General features: G+C 38.1%; 21 protein-coding genes. 8 read left to right on the top strand and 13 right to left on the bottom strand.

Annotated features, from left to right (window positions below):
• Positions 1-45: 45 nt before the first annotated feature.
• Positions 46-1,032 (bottom strand): CPBP family intramembrane glutamic endopeptidase, encoded by a 987-nt coding sequence (locus tag H3Z82_RS13125; RefSeq protein WP_182205966.1) that lies wholly within the window; start codon positions 1,030-1,032, stop codon positions 46-48.
• Positions 1,033-1,038: 6 nt separating this feature from the next.
• Complete coding sequence (locus H3Z82_RS13130) at positions 1,039-2,073, bottom strand: o-succinylbenzoate synthase (RefSeq protein WP_182205967.1); 1,035 nt, start codon at positions 2,071-2,073, stop codon at positions 1,039-1,041.
• A 144-nt stretch (positions 2,074-2,217) separates the two neighbouring features.
• Here H3Z82_RS13130 and H3Z82_RS13135 point away from each other — a divergent pair, with 144 nt between their 5' ends.
• Entirely contained in the window at positions 2,218-3,198 is a 981-nt protein-coding gene (locus H3Z82_RS13135; RefSeq protein WP_182205968.1) for a sterol desaturase family protein, read from the top strand.
• A 75-nt stretch (positions 3,199-3,273) separates the two neighbouring features.
• Positions 3,274-4,065 (top strand): SDR family oxidoreductase, encoded by a 792-nt coding sequence (locus tag H3Z82_RS13140; protein ID WP_182205969.1) that lies wholly within the window; start codon positions 3,274-3,276, stop codon positions 4,063-4,065.
• Between the two features lie 3 nt (positions 4,066-4,068).
• On the opposite strand, the gene H3Z82_RS13145 is transcribed toward H3Z82_RS13140, so the two are convergent.
• The 8 genes from H3Z82_RS13145 to H3Z82_RS13180 form a co-directional block, all read right to left on the bottom strand.
• Positions 4,069-4,746, bottom strand: coding sequence for a metal-dependent hydrolase (locus tag H3Z82_RS13145; protein ID WP_182205970.1), 678 nt, complete (start codon positions 4,744-4,746; stop codon positions 4,069-4,071).
• Positions 4,747-5,424: 678 nt separating this feature from the next.
• The gene (gene menA / locus H3Z82_RS13150) at positions 5,425-6,327 is read right to left on the bottom strand and encodes a 1,4-dihydroxy-2-naphthoate octaprenyltransferase (protein ID WP_182205971.1); all 903 of its coding nucleotides are present in this window, start codon (positions 6,325-6,327) and stop codon (positions 5,425-5,427) included.
• Between the two features lie 18 nt (positions 6,328-6,345).
• On the bottom strand, positions 6,346-7,185 hold the full coding sequence (locus H3Z82_RS13155) for a 1,4-dihydroxy-2-naphthoyl-CoA synthase (RefSeq protein ID WP_182205972.1): 840 nt from the start codon (positions 7,183-7,185) through the stop codon (positions 6,346-6,348).
• A gap of 21 nt (positions 7,186-7,206) precedes the next feature.
• Positions 7,207-8,037, bottom strand: coding sequence for a CvfB family protein (locus tag H3Z82_RS13160; protein ID WP_182205973.1), 831 nt, complete (start codon positions 8,035-8,037; stop codon positions 7,207-7,209).
• Positions 8,038-8,136: 99 nt separating this feature from the next.
• Positions 8,137-8,478, bottom strand: coding sequence for a DUF2853 family protein (locus H3Z82_RS13165; protein ID WP_182205974.1), 342 nt, complete (start codon positions 8,476-8,478; stop codon positions 8,137-8,139).
• 85 nt (positions 8,479-8,563) lie between these two features.
• Positions 8,564-10,321 (bottom strand): 2-succinyl-5-enolpyruvyl-6-hydroxy-3-cyclohexene-1-carboxylate synthase, encoded by a 1,758-nt coding sequence (menD, locus tag H3Z82_RS13170; RefSeq protein ID WP_182205975.1) that lies wholly within the window; start codon positions 10,319-10,321, stop codon positions 8,564-8,566.
• 781 nt (positions 10,322-11,102) lie between these two features.
• On the bottom strand, positions 11,103-12,263 hold the full coding sequence (locus H3Z82_RS13175; RefSeq protein WP_182205976.1) for a chorismate-binding protein: 1,161 nt from the start codon (positions 12,261-12,263) through the stop codon (positions 11,103-11,105).
• 1 nt (position 12,264) lies between these two features.
• Positions 12,265-12,690, bottom strand: coding sequence for a PaaI family thioesterase (locus H3Z82_RS13180; protein ID WP_182205977.1), 426 nt, complete (start codon positions 12,688-12,690; stop codon positions 12,265-12,267).
• A gap of 268 nt (positions 12,691-12,958) precedes the next feature.
• Here H3Z82_RS13180 and H3Z82_RS13185 point away from each other — a divergent pair, with 268 nt between their 5' ends.
• On the top strand, positions 12,959-13,603 hold the full coding sequence (locus tag H3Z82_RS13185) for an alpha/beta hydrolase (protein WP_182205978.1): 645 nt from the start codon (positions 12,959-12,961) through the stop codon (positions 13,601-13,603).
• 36 nt (positions 13,604-13,639) lie between these two features.
• On the opposite strand, the gene H3Z82_RS13190 is transcribed toward H3Z82_RS13185, so the two are convergent.
• The 3 genes from H3Z82_RS13190 to dnaK all read right to left on the bottom strand — a co-directional run bounded on the left by H3Z82_RS13190 (position 13,640) and on the right by dnaK (position 18,195).
• Entirely contained in the window at positions 13,640-14,845 is a 1,206-nt protein-coding gene (locus tag H3Z82_RS13190) for an NAD(P)/FAD-dependent oxidoreductase (RefSeq protein ID WP_182205979.1), read from the bottom strand.
• Positions 14,846-14,958: 113 nt separating this feature from the next.
• The gene (locus H3Z82_RS13195) at positions 14,959-15,906 is read right to left on the bottom strand and encodes an NAD(P)H-dependent flavin oxidoreductase (RefSeq protein WP_182205980.1); all 948 of its coding nucleotides are present in this window, start codon (positions 15,904-15,906) and stop codon (positions 14,959-14,961) included.
• Positions 15,907-16,284: 378 nt separating this feature from the next.
• Positions 16,285-18,195, bottom strand: a complete 1,911-nt coding sequence (dnaK, locus tag H3Z82_RS13200) for a molecular chaperone DnaK (RefSeq protein ID WP_182205981.1) — start codon at positions 18,193-18,195, stop codon at positions 16,285-16,287.
• A 175-nt stretch (positions 18,196-18,370) separates the two neighbouring features.
• Between dnaK and H3Z82_RS13205 the strand changes: the two genes are divergently transcribed.
• The 5 genes from H3Z82_RS13205 to H3Z82_RS13225 all read left to right on the top strand — a co-directional run bounded on the left by H3Z82_RS13205 (position 18,371) and on the right by H3Z82_RS13225 (position 25,446).
• Positions 18,371-18,892, top strand: a complete 522-nt coding sequence (locus tag H3Z82_RS13205; RefSeq protein ID WP_182205982.1) for a hypothetical protein — start codon at positions 18,371-18,373, stop codon at positions 18,890-18,892.
• A 368-nt stretch (positions 18,893-19,260) separates the two neighbouring features.
• A complete protein-coding gene (locus H3Z82_RS13210) occupies positions 19,261-20,685 on the top strand; it encodes an L-serine ammonia-lyase (RefSeq protein ID WP_182205983.1) in 1,425 nt (474 codons plus the stop codon).
• 402 nt (positions 20,686-21,087) lie between these two features.
• On the top strand, positions 21,088-22,503 hold the full coding sequence (locus H3Z82_RS13215; RefSeq protein ID WP_182205984.1) for a GDSL-type esterase/lipase family protein: 1,416 nt from the start codon (positions 21,088-21,090) through the stop codon (positions 22,501-22,503).
• Entirely contained in the window at positions 22,500-23,795 is a 1,296-nt protein-coding gene (locus H3Z82_RS13220; protein WP_182205985.1) for a GDSL-type esterase/lipase family protein, read from the top strand. Before H3Z82_RS13215 ends, H3Z82_RS13220 begins: the two co-directional genes overlap by 4 nt.
• A complete protein-coding gene (locus H3Z82_RS13225) occupies positions 23,788-25,446 on the top strand; it encodes an MBOAT family O-acyltransferase (protein ID WP_182205986.1) in 1,659 nt (552 codons plus the stop codon). Before H3Z82_RS13220 ends, H3Z82_RS13225 begins: the two co-directional genes overlap by 8 nt.
• Positions 25,447-25,468 lie beyond the last annotated feature (22 nt).

Below are 25,468 nucleotides of genomic sequence, written 5' to 3' on the forward strand. Positions count from 1 at the left end.
TTTCAGCCGGAATCAGATTGTCAATAATGAAAAAAATATAGAAAATTATTCCGTACCAATCTCATTGATTTCTTCCAATATTCTGACATCTTCTAAAGGTGGCGCAATCACTTTTCCAAAAAGTTTCCCTTTCCAATCTGTCCATTTATAGAGCTTTGATAGGATAAAGAGAATTATTGGAAACATAACAAATACAGGCATAAATATATCCATGAATTCTGCAGCCTGCGGATCTGACATGTCTTTAAAAATTGAGTGCGTCTGAAAGGCGGTCCAGTCTGCAGTAACCAAAAGTGCTGTAAATAAATTGTTGGCCGCGTGAAAGCCTAAGGACAATTCCAAACCTTCGTCCATTAGCGTCATAATTCCTAAAAACAATCCGGTGCCAATATAATATACCATGATAATGGGCCCGAGCTTGTCTACTTCTGGATTGGCGATATGCATCAAACCAAAAACTGCAGAAGTAATGACCAGAGGTATCCATTTGTATCTAGTAACCACACCAATCCCCTGCATAAGATAGCCTCTAAACAAATACTCTTCAAAACTAGTTTGTAAGGGCACCAAAAGGATGGCAATGACACACAGAATCAAAAAAGGTTGTAATTTAAAATTGAAAACATAGTCCTCCGGTGACATTGCATAATCAATCAAAATTAAGCTTGAAGATAAAATACCCCAGAAAAAAAAGATAACCCAGAAGCGCTTCCAATCAATTTTTGGTCGTGCGGTAGTCAAAGCCGTTAAGGGCTGTTTGTGCAACCATTTTACGGCACCAAGCAAAAACAAGAATCCACCTACAAAAGGAAGTAGTATAAACACTAAGTTCACATTAGGCTCAAACAATCCCATCAGATAGGCGGTATCATTCATTTTTGAAGGATCAATAGTGCCACCTTGCATGGTTTTGAACATCACACCAATACCATGGGGAATTGAGAAAATAAAAACTCCAATTATGGCAATTATCAAACCTACTACATAACGCCACCAATCATGTAAACCTTTATACGCTTGAGCTATATACATATCATCTTATAAATTAAAATTCCAATTTGTTTTTCTATTATATTGTAATGCACCATTATGGACTTCCAACGGACTATCAATATTATTGCTAAACAGACCTCCAGTTCCAAGGCCCTGAGGTCGATTATTTTGCAAAGTGTAGGTCCATTGCGCAATGGCATTGAGTCCTACATTACTCTCCAATGCACTCGTAATCCAATAGTCTATATTACCAGCTTGAGCAGCGTCAATCCAAGATTTACTGCCTTGAAACCCTCCTACTAAGGTTGGTTTTAAAATGATATATTGTGGTTTTATGGTTTGTAGTAAATCATGTTTTTTATTATCCTCAAAAATGCCAATCAACTCTTCATCCAAAGCAATATCCAACGGCGTGGTTTGGCAAAGTCTGGCCATTTCCTCTACTTGACCTTGTTTGATGGGCTGCTCTATGGAATGTAATTGATAATCGGACAAGCGCTTTAATTTCTCCAACGCTTCTTCAGGTGAAAATGCACCGTTGGCATCAACACGCAATTCAATATCGGTAGCTGAGAAATGGGTTCGTATGGATTTAAGCAGGTCTAATTCCGTTTGAAAATCGATGGCGCCTATTTTAAGTTTGATACAGGTGAAACCTTCTTCAATTTTAGATGTGATTTGTTCTCTCATAAAATCTTCCGATCCCATCCAAATCAATCCGTTGATTGGAATGGCATCCTTCCCTTTTGTGAATTTAGATGGAAATAAGTCAAAATCGACCTCACTTTGTAAATCAAGAAATGCCATTTCCAATCCAAATTGAATGCTCGGGAATTCTTTGAGCTTTGAAAGAAGGACCTCCTTTCCCAAGAATATATTTTTGCAAGTCCAAGATAAAACAGATTCAAAATCTGGCCGATCATCTACGGACAAGCCTCTAAACATACCACATTCGCCAATACCCTTTTTGTCTTCAGATGCTATTATAATGAACCAAGTATCCTTGGTTTTTAGGATGCCACGAGACGTTCCACTGGCTTGTTTAAAATTGAGCGTGTGTTTTTGGTAGGTTGCTGTCATAATTATGGTCAAAAATAGTCAATTAATTTTGTATTTTTAAGAAATGAAAGAGGACTTACTTTCCAAATTGTTTATGTTTGGAACGCTATGTACCCAAGACAATAACATGCGTTTGACACTTAATTTTAATAACTCTTAATAATCATGCCTGAGTTTCCAAATATTATTCTTTATGCAATCCCGTTTTTTGTCATTTCGATGTTATTGGAACTTTATGTCAGCATCAAGGAAAAGAAAAAAACTTACGAAACTAAAGATGCCTTCACCTCCATTGCCATGGGATTGGGCAATGTGTTCTTGGGGTTTTTTACTAAAGCTGTAGTCTTATTGGTTTTTATGGTGATTTATGAAAACTTCAGAATTTTCACCATCCCCTTTGCCTGGTGGAGTTTTGTGCTTTTACTGTTCGCCGATGACTTTACATATTATTGGTTCCATCGCATCTCGCATGAAAACCGTTTATTTTGGGCATCCCACGTGGTGCACCATTCTTCAGAACATTATAACTTGAGTACCGCTTTGCGTCAAACTTGGTCTGGTGGATTTTACACCTTTATTTTTTGGTTGTGGCTACCGTTAATCGGATTTCATCCGGGAATGATATTGTTACAAATGTCTGTGAGCCTGCTCTATCAGTTCTGGATCCATACCGAGGCGATTGATAAAATGCCCAAATGGTTTGAAAGCGTGATGAATACCCCTTCTCATCATAGGGTACACCACGGCAGTAATCCGTTGTATTTGGACAGAAACCATGCGGGGATTTTTATTATTTGGGACAAGCTATTTGGCACCTTTCAACCAGAGCTTGAAGATGAAAAAGTAATCTATGGTTTGGTAAGTAATATTAAAACTTATAATCCTTTAAAAGTCGCTTTCCATGAATGGTTAGCCATGGGGAAAGATGTATTCTCTGGAAAAAAATCAATACGTGATCGCGTGAAATATATTGTTAAGCCTCCAGGCTGGAAACATGATGGCACAGGAAAACTGAGTGATGATTTACGTAAGGAATGGGAAGAGACAGCGGGCAATAAACAGTCTGCAGTAGACATACAAAAGCCCGTCAATGCGACTGGTCTGAACGGAATTACCCAAGAAAATCATGTTGGGGCGGGTCAGTAGAAATTTAGATTGCCTGGCTTTTATCAACCTATCCTACTGTGCGCAGCCGAAGCGTCAACTTTAACTTCACTATAAATGAATTTTAACAACAAAACCATCTGGATTACGGGTGCTTCAAGTGGCATTGGTAAAGCTTTAGCCCTAAGGCTATCACACTACAACTGTCAGTTAATTTTGTCTTCAAGACGTGAAGATGCCCTTGAATCCGTAAAACAGCAATGTAAAAACCCTGAACAAGTGGCCATTTTACCGTTCGATTTGGCAGATTATAATCAGATGCAACCCATCGCACTTAAAGCCATTCAATTCTTCGGTACCGTTGATATTCTTATTAATAACGGTGGCATCAGTCAGCGGTCTTTGGTCATTGACACTACTGTTGAAGTGTACAAAAAACTCATGGACATCGATTATCTGGGAACGGTGGCGCTTACAAAAGCATTATTGCCGCATTTTGTAAAGCGCAAAACTGGGCAGTTTGTAACCGTGTCGAGTGTCATGGGAAAATTCAGCAGTCCGCTTCGATCTGGATACTGCGGTGCGAAGCATGCATTGCATGGCTTTTTTGATACTTTAAGATTGGAACACGAAAAAGATAATGTTAAAGTAACCCTGATTTGCCCGGGATTTGTCAATACTGATGTGGCCAGAAATGCTCTAATAGGCGATGGCAGCCAGCAAAGATATCAAGATGAATCCACTCAAAACGGATTGGATGTGGATGTCTTTGCTAAGCGAATGCTCAAAGCGATTAAAAGAGATAAGTTTGAAGTTTATATTGGCAAAACGGAGGTCTTGGGCGTTTATTTAAAACGCTTTGTTCCGAAAATCTTGCATTGGTATTTATTGAGGAGTTCGGTAAAGTGAGCATCACAGCTCAATTCCCTCTCCAATCTCCAATAACATCAAATCCTTGTTCTTATCAAAAAACTTACGTTTGGCTTCCTCATGGTCGATTTCAATATAACCAAAAGTGTCGTAATGGTAACCCATAATTTTATCGCATTGAATAAAATCGCTAGCAATAATGGCATCATCGACGCCCATGGTAAAGTTGTCGCCTATTGGTAAAATGGCTAAATCGAGTTTGAGTCGCAAAGGAATGAGTTTCATATCCATAGTTAATGCCGTATCTCCGGCTATATAAATGTTTTTACGCTCGCCTTCAATGACAAAGCCACCTGGTTGTCCGCCATAAGTACCATCGGCAAATGATGACGTATGTATGGCTGGAACATATTTAACGGTTCCAAATTCAAAATCCCATGAACCACCATGGTTCATTGGATGTACTTCCAGTCCCATAGCCTCAAAGTGATTGGCAATTTCAAAGTTGGATACAATCATGGCATTAGTGCGTTTAGCGATGGCCTCAACATCTAAAACATGGTCTTGGTGCGCATGGGTTAGAAGAATATAATCCGCTTTTAATGTATTGATATCAATATGTGAAGCCTTCTCATTGGCGGAAATAAAAGGATCTACTAAAATATTAACCTCATTGACTTCAATACCTAAGCTTGAATGACCGTAATACGTAATTTTCATAATTTTAGAAATTTGATGTATGAATTATTTGAACGACTTAAATATATTCAAAATATTTATGACGACTCTATTTGGGTGCGATAAAAAGTAGGATTTCTGGAAGATGGAAGGTGTAAGATGAACGTGGGGTGAGATTTAAAATTTGAATTTGAAAAATGTTGGGGATTAGATAGCTGTTTTGATGGCGTAGTGTCTGGGTTACAACATAGAATTAAGAAATAGGAGATAATCGAACTAAACTCGGCCTTCCATCTTGAGACCCGTCCTTCGACGGGGTTGGGAACCTGCTATTTTCACTGCGCCCTTCATACTTGTAAAAAATATGGTGCAAAAATATTGCATCTATAAGTTTAAGACCCCGCTAAAAAGCGGGGTTAGTTCAACCAGCTATTTTTACTGCGCACTATATGCTTGTAAAAATAGGGTGCAAAAATATTGCATCTATTAGTTTAAGACCCCGCTAAAAAGCGGGGTTAGTTCAACCAGCTATTTTTACTGCGCACTTCATGCTTGTAAAAATAGGGTTTCACTAAAAAAACTCAGACATATTTAAGAATGTGTCTGAGTTTTAAAGCCCCAAATCTTATAACCAACTCATTAAAAAAATGAATGTTGGCTTAAAAATTACTCTTAAATGTACAATTTAAATCGCTGACAACCAAAGATTAAAGATGATTTTTACAAAATATAACCAATCCCCAATAATAGAGAAAACAAAAATGTTGATAATGCCAACACTTTTAATTGTGAATCGAAATCAGAAGAAACCTGAGCGTTTATAATCTTTTTAATGTGAATGGACAGCGGAATGTAAGCAATTAGAAAAAGGAAATTCCAAGGCGAAGTGTAATATAAAATTGAAAATACAATTCCAGCAATCATAGCGCCAATGATCAGAAATAAATGGTATTTTTTGGATTTTACTTTACCTAATTTGACTGCTGTTGTGATTTTATTTGACAGTTTATCCGACTCAATATCTCTCATATTATTTAGGTTGAGCACGCCTACACTCAGTAAGCCAACAGCAATGGCAGGCAGAAACACGATATGGTCCAATTGCTTTGAAAACAGAAAATAACTCCCAACGACGCTCACAAATCCGAAGAAAATCAACACGTACACATCGCCAAGTCCCCGATATCCATAAGCGGAATCACCCATAGTATATTTCATGGCCGCATAAACCGAAACACCACCCAAGACAAAGAAGAATAAGGAATACAAAAAATAACGGTGTCCAAACGCAATATAAATAAGAAAAACAGTCAAGAAAATGACCACTAGAACATTAATTTTTAAAGCTTCAAGCATTTGGTCAGGTGTGATTTTTCCACTCTGCACCGCCCGCATGGGGCCTACTCTATTTTCATTGTCGGTTCCTTTGGTTCCATCTCCATAATCATTGGCCAAATTTGAGAGAATTTGTAGTGCGAGCGTTACCAATAGAGCTAAAGCAAAAACAAGAGGATTGAAGACACCATTGTAAGCCGCAAAACAACTTCCAACAACGATTCCTGAAATAGATAAGGGCAGTGTTCGTAATCTGAACGCTGAAAACCACAATTTTACTCTTTCCATTCTAAAATTTTGGGTGATTTATGGAATCCATTTTTTTTCAAAATTTGGCTTTCGCTTCTCTAAAAACGCATTTCGGCCTTCAATGGCTTCTTCGGTCATATAGGCCAATCGTGTGGCTTCTCCGGCAAATACTTGCTGACCGACCATCCCATCATCGGTCAAGTTCATCGCAAACTTCAACATCTTTATGGAGGTTGGCGACTTGGCCAATATCTCTTGTGCCCATTCGTAAGCTGTATTTTCCAATTCTGCATGCGGAATTACAGCATTGACCATTCCCATTTCATACGCTTCTTGCGCAGAATAATTTCTTCCCAAGAAAAAGATTTCGCGAGCTTTTTTCTGTCCTACCATTTTGGCTAAATAAGCAGAGCCATAACCACCATCAAAACTGGTCACATCAGCATCAGTTTGTTTAAAAATAGCGTGTTCCTTACTGGCTAAAGTGAGATCGCACACCACATGTAAACTATGTCCACCGCCTACTGCCCATCCAGGAACCACTGCTATGACCGCTTTAGGCATGAACCTAATCAAGCGTTGTACTTCCAAGATATTTAATCTATGATAACCATCCTCGCCTACGTAACCTTGCTTTCCTCGAGCTTTTTGATCGCCACCACTACAAAAAGAATAAATGCCATCTTTGGACGATGGCCCTTCAGCAGATAGCAAGACCACACCAATAGTTACATCTTCATTGGCATCGTAAAATGCGTCGTATAATTCGCTTGTGGTTTTTGGTCTAAATGCATTTCTGACATCTGGTCTATTAAATGCTATACGGGCAACCCCATTACTCTTTTTATAAGTGATATCTTGGTATTCCTTGACAGTTTCCCAGTTAATTTGACTCATGTGTTTTATTTTTAAAATGAATTAAATAAGATAAATGCCATCTTCCTTAATTTCGATTAGTCGTTGTTTATATAATGTTCCAATAGCTTTTTTAAAGGTTTTTTTGCTCATTTGAAGTACTGCTTTAATATCCTCTGGATTTGATTTATCGGTTAAGCTAAGATACCCACCATTATCTTCCAACTCGTGCATAATAATATCTGCATTTGGTTCTATTTTTCGATAACCAATCTGTTCTAAAGTAATATCCAATTTATTATCTGGTCTGATCTTTTTGACCACACCTCTCATGCGGTCACCAATACTTAATTCCTTATAAATATCGTCTTGAAAAATCAATCCAGCATGTCTATTATTGACAATGACGTTCATTCCAATTTCTGAAGGATGCGAAATAATGATGTCTACTTCCTCAAATTGTGTTACCGTCAGATCTTTATTGTCTAAAAATTGATTGGTTTTACTGGACGCTGCCAGTCGGCCTGTTTTTTCATCCAGATAGCAATACACCAAATACCAACCGCCAGTTTTCATTTTAAAGGCTTGCTCTTTGAATGGGCAGAACAGCTCTTTTACCATACCCCAATCTAAAAAAGCACCGTGATTTGTAACCTGATTGCAACGAAGCATTGCAAACTCCCCCCGTGTAATATACGGTTTGTCTGTTACCGCAACCAAACGCTCCTCATTATCTAAATAAACAAAGACTTCAATCTTATCCCAAATTTTATATGTTTCAGGAACATATCTATTTGGCAACAAGACTTCATTCCCTTCTGTATCAGCGATATAAACGCCTTGCTCAGCCTCTCTAATTATTTCTAAGGTATTATATTCTCCTATGTGTATCATGGCGCAAAGGTAAGTATATTCATGTTTATCCAATAAAAAAAGCGATACTGTTCTGAAACTTCAGGAGTAACGCTTTTCTATTTTTCAGGGTAGCATTTATTAGTTATAAACGTCTTCTTTTTTAAAGTGCGTTGTCAGTAAATAATAAACTACTGCTCTATATTTATTTCGGTTTGATTTCCCATAGGTTTCCATTACCGAATCAATGGCCTCATCTAATTCAGGACCATCTTTTAAGCCTAGTTTCTTGATTAGAAAGTTGTTTTTAACGGTTGCAATTTCGTTAGGGTCAGAAGCTGAGACTGTTGATGCATCTGCATTGTAAATTGACGGGCCACAACCAATGGTTACCTTGGTCAGTAAATCCATGTCAGCATTGACGCCACATTTTTCCTTTAAGTCTGCAGCATACTTGGTAATTAATTCATCTCTTTTACTCATTATTGAAAAGTTTTAAGTAATTATTTAAAGTCTCAATATACTAAAATTTAACATATCTATAAAGAATAACACTCAGATTTAATGATTATTTAAGAGCCTTAAAATAAGCTAGCAAAATTTCGTCATTTGCTTGTTCTACAGTATTGATTTCAAGAATTTTTGGAGCTTTACTTTCTTTATAAAAGGAACTCAACGCTGTCTTCAGATCATTGAGTGTGGACACCTTTTTATATTTAAAATTGTACATTTCAGCTAAGTGCTGCGCGTTCAAATTATGTTTGGTTTCAAAAAACGTATCAAAATTTTCTGTGTCTCTATGTCCCGGTAGAATTCTGAAAATTCCGCCACCGCCATTGTTAATGACTATGATACGGAATGAATTGGGAATATAATTATTCCAAAGCGCATTACTATCATAGAAGAAACTTAAATCGCCTGTTATAAAATTGGTCTGGCGTTTATGAGCCAATGCACAGCCGATTGCTGTTGATGTGCTCCCATCAATGCCGCTAGTGCCCCGGTTGCAATAGACTTCTATAGATTTATGAATGTCAAATAGTTGCGCATACCTAATGGCAGAACTGTTGCCAACCTGTAAAATAGTGTCGTTAGGTAATGTTTTAAAAAGCGTGTCAAAAACTTTAAAATCGGAAAACGAAATGTCCTCCAAAAACACATTGTGTTTTTTGTTTCGCTCCATCTTAATTCCCGTCCAATAATTCCTATAGGAGCTTTTTACTTGTATAGCCTTCGGTAAAAACTCACTAAAAAAATAATTGGGCGTTTCTTTGATGTGCTGGGTCAAACAAAAATAGGTATCATAAGCCCTGGTTTCGCTGATATGCCAGTGCTCTTTGGGCTGATATTTCCGTAAAAATGCTTTAATCTTTTTGGAAACTACCATGCCTCCAAATGTGATGAGGATTTCTGGTTGCAATTTTATAAAATCTTCCTTTTGAAGGGGGGCAATCAACTTGTCTATACTTGTGATGAATGCGCCATGATCTAAGTTGGAGGTGGTTTCCGTCAGGACAATAACACTATCATCTTTCGCCAATAAATTCAACCACTTTTGTTCAATTTTATCAGGCGCGTACTCACCCACCAATATCATTTTTCGCTTTGCTTTACGCCAATCGTTTAAACATTGGTCCAAGATGTAAGAATCTATTTTTGGCTCTTCCAAAGTGATGGGAATGTTTTTGGGGCTGACTGTCAAAGTGTCAACCATCTCATAAAGCGGTTCATCAAACGGAACATTGATATGGACTGGACCTTTTTTGAAGATGGATTTATTAATGGCATCGTTCATTTCTTGCTCATTAAACTTTTGAATATCTTTCTGAAGCCCTAATAATCGCTCCAGTTTATCTTCAATATTTTTAAATATCGGAATGTCTTCATTCAACGGAATATTGAGTTCATCCTTTACATCTAATTTTAAATTTGCCGAGTGAAGAATATGGTTTTCGTAAACATTCTTCTGATTGATAGTTTGTCCATCACCAATATTCTGCAGGTGTTTTGGTCGATCAGCAGAGAGTACAATTAAGGGAATTTCACTATAAAAGGCCTCTGCAACCGCTGGGTAATAATTGAGCAATGCACTCCCAGAAGTGCAAACCACCACCACCGGTGCCTCAATTTGCTGAGCAATACCAAGAGCGAAAAAAGCTGCACAGCGTTCATCGACAATACTGTAACACTTAAAAAATGGATCGTTGGAAAAACCAATGGTCAAAGGCGCGTTTCTGCTGCCTGGTGAAATGACAATATGTTTTATATTTTTTGCTTTGCAAAGCTGAATAACGGTCTGAGCAAGCGGAATTTTAGGATATTTCATTCATGGATAATCTTATCACAAAAGTACGAATTTAGAGGAGCCAAATGAAAAATTGTAAGTTGAAAAACTACAAAGTTTAAAAAATCGATAATCTCTTTATGGAACGTTGCGGCACCTTTATTGTTTCCGGCAGATTCTGCAGATTTTCTCCCGCAGATCTCGGAGATTTTCGCAGAATGCTACTTCATATAAAACTTAACTTTTCATTTGTTGAGCCTTAGTGTCTCCTCTGCTTCGTCGGCAAACAGGTTTGTAGAACGCCGTACAACAACTATTAGTCTCCCGCAGATCCCGGAGATTTTCGCAGAATGCTACTTCATTTAAAACTTAACTTTTCATTTGTAGAGCCTTAGTGGCTCCCCCGCTTCGCTATCAAACAGGTTTGTGGAACGTTGTGGAACAAAAGTTAATCTCCCGCAGATCTCGGAGATTTTCGCAGAGGTTACTTCATTTAAAACTCAATTTTTCATTTATAGAGCCTTAGTGGCTCCCCCGCTTCGCTGTCAAACAGGTTCGTGGAACGTAGTACAACAACCATTAGTCTCCCGCAGATCTCGCAGATTTTCGCAGAATGGTACTACAATTCAACCCTAACATTTCCTTTGTGGAACTTAGTGCCTCCCCTGCCTCGCCGGCCGGCAGGTTTGTGGAAATCTGGGTAACAACAGTTAATCTCTAGCAGTTTGTGCAGATGTCTTTCTTTTTATGTGAACTAATTTCTAATACCAATGTGTCTAATCCCTAATGCCTAATAGACCTATTGCCTAATCCCCTCTCACCTCTACAGCACACTTTTAATAATCTTCGATTTATGCACCGTTTCCTCCCATTCTGCTGTGGGATTAGAATCTTTGGTTATGCCACCACCAACATAAATAAAGACATCCTCACCTTTTATCTGCATGCAACGTAAATTCACATACAGGTTAGAAACTGATTTTTGAACCCTATAGGCATTATTTTCCACATTGCGCCGGTTAGGATTTCTGCTAATGGTTTCTTTCAGGTGCAATTCGCCCATAAATCCAGCATAAAATTCACGAGGATAACCTTCATTTTCAACAATATAAGCTTTGGCTTTGTCTTTTGGAAAACCACAGACCGCCGGGGTTGGATGCAGGGCTTCTAAGATTGGTTTCAAGTCTTTGTTTTCAGGTGTCAAACGCATTGAGATTTCCGTTTGAAGATGCAAGAGGTTTCCAGCTCTGACGGTTTTTTGGTCAGTTACGGTCATTAAATCGGTTGTAGAGCGATGATTGCCAACTGATTCACGCAAGCTTTCAACAATAAAATCAGTAACTATTTGTTGTTCTTCTTTTTCCTTTTCTTTCCAGACCACATCGACAGTTCCTTCAAAAGCTTGAGTGCCTGCTAAAGACATGGTATGTAATTGGTGACCCTTTATATTCAATAAGGTTTCAGGCGTAGCGCCTAACCACAAGCCAACTTTTGGATGGTACCAACAATATACAAATGCGGGCGGATAACGCTGTAATAAGCGTTTGAAAATTTCAATGGGATGATTTTCCACATTCGCAACAAGTTCTCTTCTAGAAAGTACCACTTTTGAGAAGCACCCCTCTTCAATTGCTGTAATCCCATTTTTGACCTGATTGATATGTGCTAATTTCTCTGACTCTCGATGGCTATCGACCATATCAGAAGTTTTATGATTTTTACGTTCAGTTTTTGAAAAATCATTTTTATCAAATTCTACCGAAACAATCTCCGCATGTTCTATAGGAACTATAAAAGCGTCTTGACTGCTGTCAAATGGTGCAAATACGAATCCACTTTCAGTAAAATCAACAACCGCATGTAAGACATCAGTGGCTTGAAGCATGCACTTCAGTTTTGATGAACTTGGTTTTTTATAAACTACAAAAGGTAATTTCCTATCATACTGTTTTTTGATCTTTTCAAAAAATTGATCCAAATTCATATTATTTGCCTTTTGGTAAGCTGATGGTAGATAACCTACAGATGGAAATCAAATTATCATGATCATCCGTAATTCGTATATCCAATAATTGTGTGGTTCTTCCCTTGTGAATAAAAGTTGCTTTGGCATATACAAATCCATCTCTGACAGATTTCAAATGATTGGCGGTTATTTCGATACCGCGCACAAACAACTTATCAGTATCTAAAAAGATATGAGATGCAAAACTTCCTACACTTTCAGCTAAGGCAGCGGTGGCACCACCATGAAGGACACCGTCAGGTTGATAAACTCGCGAATTGACAGGCATTTTGGCCACTAAAAAATCAGGACCATAATCTATCATTTCAATATTCAGGGTCTCCATCAAGGTGTTTTTGCTGGCACTGTTCGCTTTTGCTAAAATATCTTCTTTGGATAAATGCATAAAAATTGGGTTTTAAAAAATCGATTGTAAAGATACAAAACAATAATTCAGGTTTTGGGTTTTGGGTTTTGGGTTTTGGGTTTTTAAATTCCAAAAATAGTATCGTTTCTATTTTGATTGTTGTTCCTATGTATTTAAAGTAGATGATTTTTTGTATTGTCTTGAATCTTGAATCCTGAATCTTGAGTCTTGAATCCCCGAATCTTGAATCTTGAATTTTTTATCATTCCTTATCTCAGTATCTTTATGGAATAATAAATGTCAAAGCATGAAACCAGCAGAAAAAGAAATCACCTACCAAACCACCAACTCCTATTCTACTTTAAATACCTTATCTGAAACTACAAAAAATGTGTGGTTTGTCTGTCATGGGATGGGGTATTTGAGTCGTTATTTTCTGAAATATTTTACGGATTTGAATCCCGAAGAAAACTATATTATTGCTCCTCAAGCACAAAGTAAATATTATGTAAGTTCCAGATTAAAACATGTAGGTGCCAGTTGGTTAACCAAGGAAAACACCAAAAAAGAAACCAAAAATGTAATGCGGTATCTCGATGCCATATTTAAGGCGGAACATCTCTCAAAAACGCCAAATCTCATTATGTTGGGATATTCGCAAGGTGTTTCGATAGCACTGAGATATATTGCAAAAAGACAGTTGAATTGTTCGCAAATTGTGATGATGTCGGGAGGAATTCCCAAGGAATTAACTGCTGAAGACTTTAAATTTTTAGATCCGATGACAAAAATATCTTTGATTTATGGAACTGATGATAAATATCTCGACGAAGATCGCCTATCCTTTGAAAAAAACAGAGCTTATGAATTGTTTGGTCATTGTAATTTGCAAATTATACCTTTTGACGGCAAACATGAAGTCAATACATCACTGATTAAGCAGATTGCTTAATACGATTTAAAATTAATATCCCTATTCTCAAAAATCTCATCTATCAAATTTAAAGAATTCTGAGAGTTTGTGTGTTTCTCCCTTTAAAAATGCGGAGACCATGTCCTTACCAATAACTGAAAAGGTAATCCCATTTCCCCCAAATCCCAATACGAAATAGGCATTTTTAAAATCGTGATGTTCACCAATATATGGTAGGCCATCTTTAGTTTCGCCAAAGGTTCCTGCCCAACCAAAATCGACTCTAAACGAATAATTCGGAAATAATTTGTTCATTGTTTTTCCTAACTTTTCAGCTTTCTTTTTGAGCAATGTATCCCGTTTATCGGCATTGACAAAATCTTCATCCTCCCCACCAATCAAAAAACGGTTATCATCGGTAGTTCTCATATAATTATATGGCTGGGCAGTATTCCAAAACAGGGTGTTTTGCACTTTTGAATAATCATCTTCATTCTGTTCGCCAACTACGGCATAGGTAGACAAAAGGTCAACAATCTTTTCAGGTATGATTTCTGTGCTTTCAAAGCCATTGCAAAAGATGATTTTTTTGGCCTTAATGGTCTTTTCGAATTCGGTATGTACTACAACGTCCTTACTGCGGTAGTCTATCTTAACCACATCGGTTTTGTCGTAAACCTGCAATCCTTTTTTATAATTGTAGTATAGGAGATCATGGGCCAATTGGAAAGCATCTATACTCCCACCTTGATCTGACAAAATGCCGCCGTGCGAATTCTCAAGCTGGTATTTTTTCTGAATGATTTCTTGTTCCAACCATTTTACGGAAAACCCATGTTTTTTTCGAGCTTCATATTCTTGCTTCAACCAAGGCACATCCTTTTTTCTTGACGCGAAATACAGCGATTCCTTTTTTGTAAAACCACATGTTGATTTAATACTTTTTGATATCTTTTGAAGTTGATCAATAGAGTCAAAACAAGCTTTATAACTTAGCACCGCACCCTTTTCACCAATAAGGTCGATTAGCTCGAAAAGTGGTTTGTCAATTTCGTATTGGAGCATAGAGGTTGTTGCTGACGTACTGCCATGGCACACCTCGCGCTTGTCGACTATGACCGTTTTATAGCCGTCGGCAATGCATTGATGAGCAATTAAACTACCAGTGATGCCAGCACCAATAATAACTATATCGGTTTCAACATCTTCTGTCAATGAAGGATAGGAATGAAGAATGCCGTTTTTAACCAGCCAAAAAGGTTCAACAGATGTTAGACGCATAAATTTCAATTTATTTCACATCAGTGCATTAGTACTCCGAAGCGTTTAATTTTATGCTAAAATTAATCCATTTTAAATACTCATTTACAAAAAAGAGTAACCCATTAAGTTCTTTAACTGATAAGGTTTTGAATAATGGATTTTACAGGAAGAATGTTGGTAGTGTGCTCAATACTTGGTCCGGCAACCCAAACCGTTTTATAGGTGGCTTCTTTTGCTGCTTTTTCCGTGGCTCTCATACCAATTGAAAAACGAATCATTTTGACCCATTTTTTGAGTTTTTTATTCTTGTTCAAAATTGATTCCAACCACGATTCTTTCGTGCCAATCTTTTGAACATAGGGCGTATTGATGACCGTACACGGGGTTCCGGAAATTCGTTGTGTCATCACAATATCCGCAGCACCATAATCCACACAGGCTTGTTTATACTCCTCGGTAACACCCGCTTCTTCAGAGGCGATAAACGGACTCCCCACAGAAACACCATCGGCACCATAATCCAACATGGTATCAAGCTCTTCTTTTGTTCCGACGCCTCCAGCGGAAATCACGGGAATCTTACAATTGCTTTTCAAAAGTTTTATCAATTCTTTAGGTGAAATTTCACCCCTATGCCCACCTGCTTCATTATTCACTGCTATAATGGCATCAGCACCTAAAGCTTCTACCTTTTTGGCGAATTTCAGATCGGTCACATCACAGAGCACTTTAATACCCACTTTGTGTGCCTGATTAATCGTTTCTTCGGGACTTCCTAAAGAGGTGATAATAAAGTCACAACCTTCTTCACACAAAACGCGTAATTGTTCTTTGTACTTGATATTGGATTTGTTGACAATTAAATTAAATCCAAAGGAACCACCGTCCACCTTAGCCGCTTTTAGTTCGTGAATTGCTACTTTAAGTTCTGGTAAAGTTCTGTAGTTCAATGCAGGAATACATCCCGCAATACCACCTTTCATAGCCTCAATGACCATAGCAGTATTGGATACCAAGAACATTGGCGCTTGTATGATGGGGTATTTGATATTGAGGAGTTGGTTAAGTTGTGCTGACATTTTATCTATTTAATAACCTGTAGAAATTAAAACTATTAAGTTGTATTGAGTAAAACAAATATATGAAAATATGTTATGCGTGCATAATAAATTTAAAACTTCTGTGGATATGCTAATTTCAATAAATAATAGGTTTAGCATGGAATCAGTTAATAATCTATCGTACATATTATTAAACAAAAAAGACCTGCAAGATTAGAAACTACGGGATTGGAAACCTTACAGTTCCGTATTTCGCATAAAAAAACGCAACCAAATTAATGATTGCGTTTTTACTTCTATCTTCGAGCTTCGTGCTCTAAGCTTATGAGATACTTTGATGAGCTCAGCATAAGCCATTCACACATTCCCGATGAAAAATCGAGACGGGTACTCTGCTTACTTCACTTCTTCAAAATCGACATCCTCAACATCACTGCCTTCATCGGACTGTCCATCTTGACCAGCTGCACCTGCGTCAGGTCCTGGTTGTCCACCCTCCTGATCTGCTTGTGCTTTATACATTTCTTCACTAGCTACTTTCCAAGCTTCATTGATTTTCTCAAGTGCTGGATCGATGACAGCAATATCTTTAGACTCAAAAGCTGTTTTCAATTCTTCAAGTGCCTCTTCAATTGGCTTTTTCTTATCATCAGATAATTTATCGCCAAATTCTTTCAGCTGACTTTCCGTTTGGAAAATCATGGCATCAGCAGCATTTAATTTCTCTGCTTTTTCTTTCGCCAATTTATCCGATTCTGCATTAGCTTCTGCATCAGCTTTCATCTTTTGGATTTCTTCTTCAGTCAATCCTGAGGAAGCCTCAATACGGATGTCTTGTGATTTTCCAGTTGCTTTATCGCTTGCAGTTACGTGAATGATACCATTGGCATCAATATCAAACGTTACTTCAATTTGCGGTGTTCCACGTTTTGCTGGTGGAATACCATCCAAATGGAAACGTCCAATAGTTTTGTTATCAGCAGCCATAGCACGCTCACCTTGCAATACGTGGATTTCCACTGAAGGCTGATTGTCTGCGGCAGTTGAGAATACTTGCGATTTTTTGGTAGGAATCGTTGTATTGGCTTCAATCAATTTTGTCATGACGTTACCCATCGTTTCAATACCTAAAGCCAACGGCGTCACATCAAGTAGCAATACATCTTTTACATCTCCTGACAATACACCACCTTGAATTGCAGCACCAACAGCAACAACTTCATCAGCATTTACACCTTTACTTGGTGCTTTTCCGAAGAATTTTTCAACCGCAGCCTGTACTGCTGGAATACGTGTTGATCCACCAACCAAAATAACCTCATTGATGTCTCCTTTTGAAAGACCTGCAGCTTTCATTGCATTTTGACATGGCTCAATAGTACGTTTCACCAAATCATCAATCAATTGCTCAAATTTTGAGCGTGTCAATGTTCTTACCAAGTGTTTTGGACCACTTGCAGTAGCAGTAACATAAGGTAAGTTGATTTCAGTTTGTGCAGATGACGACAATTCAATTTTTGCTTTCTCAGCAGCTTCTTTTAAACGTTGAAGCGCCATAGGATCTTTACGCAAATCGATATCTTCTTCTGATTTGAACTCGTCCGCCAACCAGTCAATTACTTTTTGGTCCACGTCATCACCACCTAAATGGGTATCTCCATCGGTTGACAATACTTCAAAAACGCCATCACCTAATTCTAATATAGAAACGTCATGTGTTCCTCCACCAAAGTCAAAAACTACAATCTTTTGGTCTTGTCCTTTCTTATCCAATCCGTATGCTAAAGCAGCTGCGGTTGGTTCGTTAATGATACGTCTTACTTTTAAACCTGCAATCTCACCAGCTTCTTTTGTTGCCTGACGCTGTGAGTCATTAAAATAAGCAGGTACTGTAATTACCGCTTCACTTACGCTTTGACCTAAATAGTCTTCAGCCGTTTTTTTCATTTTTTGAAGAATCATGGCTGATAATTCTTGTGGTGTGTATAAACGACCGTCAATATCTACTCTTGACGTATCGTTATCACCTTTAACCACTTTATATGGTACACGCTCTGCTTCATCTTTAGATTCAGAATATTTGTTCCCCATAAAACGTTTGATCGATGAAACCGTTTTTGTTGGGTTTGTCACGGCCTGACGCTTTGCTGGGTCACCAACCTTAATTTCACCGCCTTCTACAAAAGCAATTACTGATGGTGTGGTTCTTTTACCTTCTGCATTAGGAATTACAACTGGCTCATTACCTTCCATTACAGAAACACAGGAGTTGGTTGTACCTAAATCAATTCCAATTATTTTACTCATAATATATGTTTTGTGTTGAATTATTAATTTTTTATTTCTCTTTGTATATGTCAATGACTGTGCCATGACATAAAATATGACAAGGTGTCATTTCTTTGAAAAAACTTCTGTATGGATATAGTTGCAGATAAAAACAAGGATTTGTAATTTTACAAATAACCCAAAAAAAAATCCTATGAAAAAGATTGTATCCATATTATTCGTAACTGCCATGTTACTTACTGCCTGCACAGGCTCACAAGGACCTCCAGGACCTCCTGGCCCTCCAGGAAGCACAGGTACCCCTGGCAATGATGGCGGCCTCATTGAAGCGTCTGCATTTGAAATTGATATTACCTTCAATGCTGACAATGAATTCGCCCATACAGAAAATTATGGGTTTGAAGTCTTAGCATCGGATGTGACACTTGTCTATATTTTATGGGATACCATAGAAGGTAATGACATTTGGCGATTGTTGCCTCAGACTGTACCATTTGATAATGGTGATCTTGTTTATAACTTCGATTTTACCCAAACCGATGTACACTTCTTTTTAGATGGTACAATAGACTTCACAACCTTGGGTACCGAATGGACCAACAACCAAATTTTTAGAGTGGTCGTCATCCCTGCCGTAAATGTTGACAGTGTTGATGTTTCTAATCTAAACGAAGTGATGCAATCCTATCATATTGAAAGCTTTGAGTTGAAATAAGCTTCAAATAGTTCATTTTTTTATAAAAATTATGTTTTGTGTTTAATTGTCAATTTGAATCTGCGCCTTATAGCGGAGCAGATTCAAAGCGACATTTTGTGTGCACTAATGACATCTCAACTCAACAATTGAGTAAAGAAATTTATGTGCTATTTTTTAATAGGATTGCCAAGGTTTTCAGAAATCGTAAAAAAATTAATGTATAAATGCTGAGTTATGAACGTTGTATGCCGTCCGCTCGCACAAGATTTTTCTAATGCTGTTCAACCTTAGCAAAGGCAAAGTCTTAAACTTAAAACTCCGCCTCCCCACCACTGTGTTTTCATTTAAAAAGAGATTATATTTGTCAATCTAAATCGTTTTCGTCAATGGAGTGTATTTCTGTATTTGATATGTTAAAAATTGGGGTTGGCCCATCAAGTTCCCACACCTTAGGTCCTTGGCGTGCTGCCGAACGTTGGATAAAAGATTTAAAGGATAGCAACACCTTTAACCAAGTAGAACATATTACTGTTGACCTTTATGGATCTCTATCATTGACCGGCAAGGGTCATGCAACCGACTATGCCGTCATGTTGGGATTATATGGTGCAGATCCGGAATATGTTCCAATAGAGGATATCGAGACGATTATTGAATCCATCAAGAGTACCAATACCTTGCGGTTCAACAATGAAATACCAATTCCCTTTGATCCCAAAACGGATATTGTTTTTAATCGGAAATTTTTGCCCTATCATGCCAATGGGATGATATTTACCGCGGTCATTAACGGGAAAAAATCCAGCGCCACGTATTATTCTATCGGTGGTGGATTTGTGGTCACCGAAGAACGGACAGTTTCAAAAAAACAGGATGCCATATTCGAAAACACCTTCCCCTATCCCATTCGTTTGGGCACGGAGCTTTTGGCGTATTGCAGGCAATTAAATCTGCCCATTTCAGGCGTGGTCTTAGAAAATGAAAAATCAATTCGGGATATGGCTACTATCGATTCTGAATTGAAGCGCATTTGGGATACCATGTTGGAATGTATGTATATTGGCTGTCATACAGAAGGCCATTTGCCCGGTGGATTAAACGTTAGACGTCGTGCATTTGACATGCATAAATCCTTAAAATGTGATCTGCCTTATGACAATCCACAAGAATGGTTGGAGACCATAAGAAAAACTGAAGTCAAATTCAGACAAATTTTGACTTGGGTCAGTTGTTTTGCACTCAGTGTCAATGAAGTAAATGCAGCATTAGGCCGTGTTGTTACGGCACCAACAAACGGAAGTGCTGGGGTAATTCCGGCAGTGATCATGTATTATATGGTGATTGAAAATCATCAAGCCGATTTTGAGGATATTAAGAAATTCCTATTGGTGGCCGGTGAGATTGGCAGTGTCTTTAAGAAAGGTGCCACAATTTCAGCAGCAATGGGTGGCTGTCAAGCAGAAATTGGAGTATCGTCTTCTATGGCTGCAGGTGCCTTATGCGAATTGCTTGGCGGTACGCCTGATCAGGTATTGATTGCAGCAGAAATAGCCATGGAACATCATTTAGGAATGACCTGCGACCCTATAGCAGGCCTCGTCCAGATTCCGTGTATTGAACGAAATGCCATGGGAGCCATTAAAGCTATAAATGCGGCAGAGTTAGCCCTGGGCACAGATCCTAAAAATGTAAAAGTTCCTTTTGATAAAGTGGTCAACACCATGTGGGAAACAGCTAAAGACATGAGTTCTAAATACAAAGAAACCTCTGAAGGCGGGCTGGCGGTTGGAGTCAACTTATCAGATTGTTAAAAATTCAAGTTTCATCTCGCCCTCAAACCACAACAATTAGTTTCCAGTCATAAAAGTTCTTGCATAGAGACACTGGCCAAGGCTCAGTTAAAAAATCAATCAAAAACCTATGGCGAGACCGTGATATTTGAAAAGAAGTAGCCTATTTGATGGAGTTTATTCTATGGTTATAAAAGTAGCCGTTTCCAATACATTCCTGAATCATAATAGATACCGTCTTCTAAAATACAATTGCGATCTCGATCTCTTCTTCGAGTTTTATTTTAGTTCTATAAGTATTTTAGGTCAATTTGTTATTATATTTCAGATTTCAAAGTTTAAATCGGTCCCTAATTGTAAATGAGGTATTCGCCTTTTAAAATACTACTTTATATTGTTGCCACACTTTTGGTATTATTACTTATGACGTTTCTCAGCACTTCAAAGGATCTGGGGAATGGCAAAACCCAAGAAGGTTTTTTTGTTGGTAATGTCCGCATAAAGTATCCCACGCATGAGAGGTTTTTAGAAGATCAAGGCCCTGATCCCTCTCAACTAAAACGCATGGATAGTATTGTTGAGAACATAGAAGATTTGGTTATTGATCTTGATAAGGACATCTCAGTGGCCGAGGCAAAACCTAAAATTCCCGATTTCACTAAAATAGACACTTCAAAAGTTCAGCGCATCCAATATCCAAAAGACCGGCAGCTATTTATAGCCGAATTACGTGAGAGTTTGCAAAGTGATCGATGCCGTATCATTCATTATGGCGATTCGCAATTGGAAGGCGATAGGATTTCAGGATATCTCAGAAATAGACTTCAGGGATTATATGGTGGTACTGGCCCTGGATTTATACCCATTGTTCAAGTTTATGAACAAATTAGCGCTAATGTCACCCATTCCGATAATTGGACGCGGCATGCTTATTTTGATCCTACCCAAGAAAAGTTTCCACATAAAAAATACGGCGCTTACTCCTCTTTATCCCGATTTACCGATGTCTATAAAACTGTGGATAGTCTGGTATTAGATTCTCTTAAAGTCACTAAAGCGATCATCAACATTGGTCTTCCAACAAAATCCTATCGAAACTTAAGGTCTTTCAATACCATAGGTTTGCATTACGGAAACACGCTCACATCAACGTCCGTAAAAGTTTATAATGATAATCAACTCATCAAGTCCGAACTCTTAATTGCAGATGGTGCTTACCATAAATTAGCCATAAACATGGCTGAAACGCCTTCTCACTTGAAAATTGAACTGGAAAGTAAAATAAGTCCCGATTTTTATGGACTCACACTAGATGGTAATAGCGGAATCTCATTAGACAACGTAGCTATGAGGGGTTCTTCTGGAACCATATTTGCGGGAACCGACGGCGTCAATTTTCAAAAAATGTACCAGCAATTGCAGCCAAAATTATTGATTTTTCAATATGGTGGCAATTCCGTGCCATATATTAAAGACTCACTCGAAGTTAAAGAATATACCAGCTATCTAAAAAATCATATCAACTGGGTAAAGCGCAAGAGCGCTAATGCCAAGGTGATTTTTATTGGGCCATCAGACATGACCACCAACGATAACGGGAAATTGACAACCTATGCGTTGCTCCCATATTTGAATGAGACCTTACAACACATGTGTAAAGAAAATGACATTGCTTTTTGGAGCATGTTTGACGCGATGGGCGGCGAAAACTCCATGCAGCATTGGGTAGATCAAGGATTGGCAGCCAATGACTACACCCATTTTTCACCTTCAGGCACACGAGTCATCTCCGAGTTATTTTTTCTATCACTCTATTTAGATTTAAAGAACAAGCAATGAAACAGCGTTTTATAATATTATTTTTAGGGTTTACCACAACTATGTTTAGTCAGGATTATATTTTAGACAGCCTGACACCTCAATACGGCCATCTGATCAACTTTGAGGCAAATACCTTAAAAATGGCAGATAGCGCTCCTACGTTCAATCAGTTTTTTAACAAACTGGATGCGGTCTATCGTGGTGAAAAACAAAAACTTCATATTTTTCATATAGGTGGATCGCATATTCAAGCAGATATATATTCAAATAAAATCAGAACCTATCTTCAAAACACCAATACAGCATCACAAGGGCAACGTGGGTTTGTATTTCCCTATCACTTGGCACACACTAACAATCCGACCAATTATCGGATTGAAGCGACAAAATCAAAGTGGAAAGGTTATCGATCATCGGTCAGAAAAGATAGCATCGCTTGGGGCTTGGCTGGTGTTACTGCTGCATTCAGAGAGGAATCTGATACTATTGTAGTGAAATCCAATTATCGAAATTACACCAAACAACCATATGAATTCAACAAATTAAGAGTTTTTTATAACACTTGGAAATCAGATTACAATCTGTCCGTCATCGATCCTGAACTTGTAATTTCTGACACTCTAAATTTAGATAAAATGTACCGGGAGTTCCGATTCAATAAGTTGATAGATGAAGTAGGATTTTGTTTGGAATTAAAAAACGACAGTATTAAAGATCCTGAGTTTGCGCTGATGGGCATGGAAATCATGAACGATAATGACGGCATTGAATACACCAGTATTGGTGTCAATGGCGGGAGTTTTGCCTATTATAACCGCGCTGCCTATTTTGAAAAACAGTTGCAACTTTATAAACCCGATCTCTTTATCATTGCTATTGGGACGAATGATGGTTATATGCCAAAAAGTGAATTTGATGCTGAAAACTTTCGAACGTATTATGAAGCCTTTATTCGGATGATTCAAAGGGTCAATCCTGATTGCGCTATATTACTTATGGTCCCCAATGACGATTATTACCAACGTAAAGTCCCAAATCCTAACACAGCCACCCAGCAAAAGGTTATTATGGAATTGGCGGAAAAACATCAGATGGCGGTCTGGGATTTATACGAAATCATGGGCGGTCTGGGTTCTTCAAATAAATGGTATCAAAACAAACTAATGCCTCGCGACCGAATCCATTTTACCCAATTGGGCTATAGCCTTAAAGCCGATTTGTTTATGGATGCGCTCATTGATGCCTGGGCAAAGTCCACCCATAGAAACAAAGATGAGTTGTTAAAGCACTATAAATCGTTGAATGAATAGGCTGTCGGATATTTTTAAATTTTCAGAGGACTATCCTCTGATTTTTACCCAAGCAAATTTTTGGATCTTTTTTGTCGTGGCCTATTTTTTATTCGCTATTGTGCACAAGAAAATTCGGCTGCGAAATACCTATCTCTTCTTAATTTCATTGTTTTTCTATTATAAAACCAGCGGCTTATTTATTGGCATTCTTATATTTAGCACCGTGGTTGATTTTTTTATCGGCAAAAACATTTATAAAAGCCAACAACAAACCAAACGCTATATTTTAGTCACCTTAAGTGTCGTCATTAATTTGACTGTGCTGTGCTATTTCAAATACGCTTACTTTTTCACAGACTCATTCAATATGTTGTTTCATACCAACTTTGAGGTGGTCAATTGGTTAGCTCATTGGGGAAATAGTTTTAATAACCAGAATTATTTTACAGTGGATAAAATTATTCTTCCGGTTGGGATTTCGTTTTATACGTTTCAGACCATTAGTTATAGCGTAGATGTTTTTAGGAAAAAACTAGTGCCTTTAAAGTCTATTCTCGATTTTGGATTTTATGTAAGCTTTTTTCCGCAGTTGGTGGCCGGGCCTATTGTTAGAGCAGAAAACTTTGTACCGCAAATTTCCAAACCAACGGTCATCACGAAATCTGATTTTGATACCGGAACCTTCATGATCTTAAAAGGATTGATCAAAAAGATGATCTTTGCCGATTTTATTGCAATGCACTTTTTGGATCGCGTGTTTGACGCGCCTGAAATGTTCTCAGGATTTGCCAATGTCATGGCCATGATTGGGTACTCACTTCAAATATATGGCGATTTTTCCGGCTATACGGATATTGCTATCGGATTGGCCCTCTTGATGGGATTCAAACTGCCCATCAACTTTAATTCGCCTTACAAAGCCACCAACGCAGGCAATTTCTGGAAACGTTGGCACATCTCGCTCTCTACCTGGCTGCGTGATTATTTGTACATTCCATTGGGCGGTAATCGGAAAGGAACAGTAGCCTCTTATATTATTTTGAGTGTTATTCTGTTGGGCGTTCTTTATGCCTACCAAAATATGTTGGTGGTAGCTATCGTATTAAGCTCAGCACTTCTTATTTATATTTTGTCACTTTTCAACACTACGGTCAAAAATCAAATCAACACCAATATCAATCTTATGCTCACCATGCTCATAGGTGGACTATGGCACGGGGCCTCATGGAAGTTCGTCATTTGGGGTGGACTCAATGGCTTGGGGATTGTAGTTTATAAATTTTGGAGAAAGGTGAGTCCGTACGAATCCAATAATCAATGGTATGTAAGGTGGTGGAAGATTTTGGTTACCCTAACCTTCATCACGTTCACACGAATATATTTTAGGGGCGAAAGCATGGATCATATTGCACGATGGTATAAACAAGTTGCCTATCATATGGATTGGCATTATGCTGTGGATGTTCTGATCCATTATCAATTAGTGTTCTGGGTGATGCTGTTAGGGTATGTCACCCATTGGTTACCAACATCCACCAAAACCAAAATTGAAGGCGCTTATGCAAAAAGCCCAGCATTTGCCAAAGTATTAATTGCAGCTGGTGTTGGTGTTATCTGTTATCAAGCGTTTTCTACCGATTTTCAACCGTTTATATACTTTCAATTTTAAGGAGATAAAAGTAAGTACTAAG

Origin of the sequence: Gelidibacter maritimus (assembly GCF_014062315.1) — a bacterium.
GTDB lineage: Bacteria > Bacteroidota > Bacteroidia > Flavobacteriales > Flavobacteriaceae > Gelidibacter > Gelidibacter maritimus.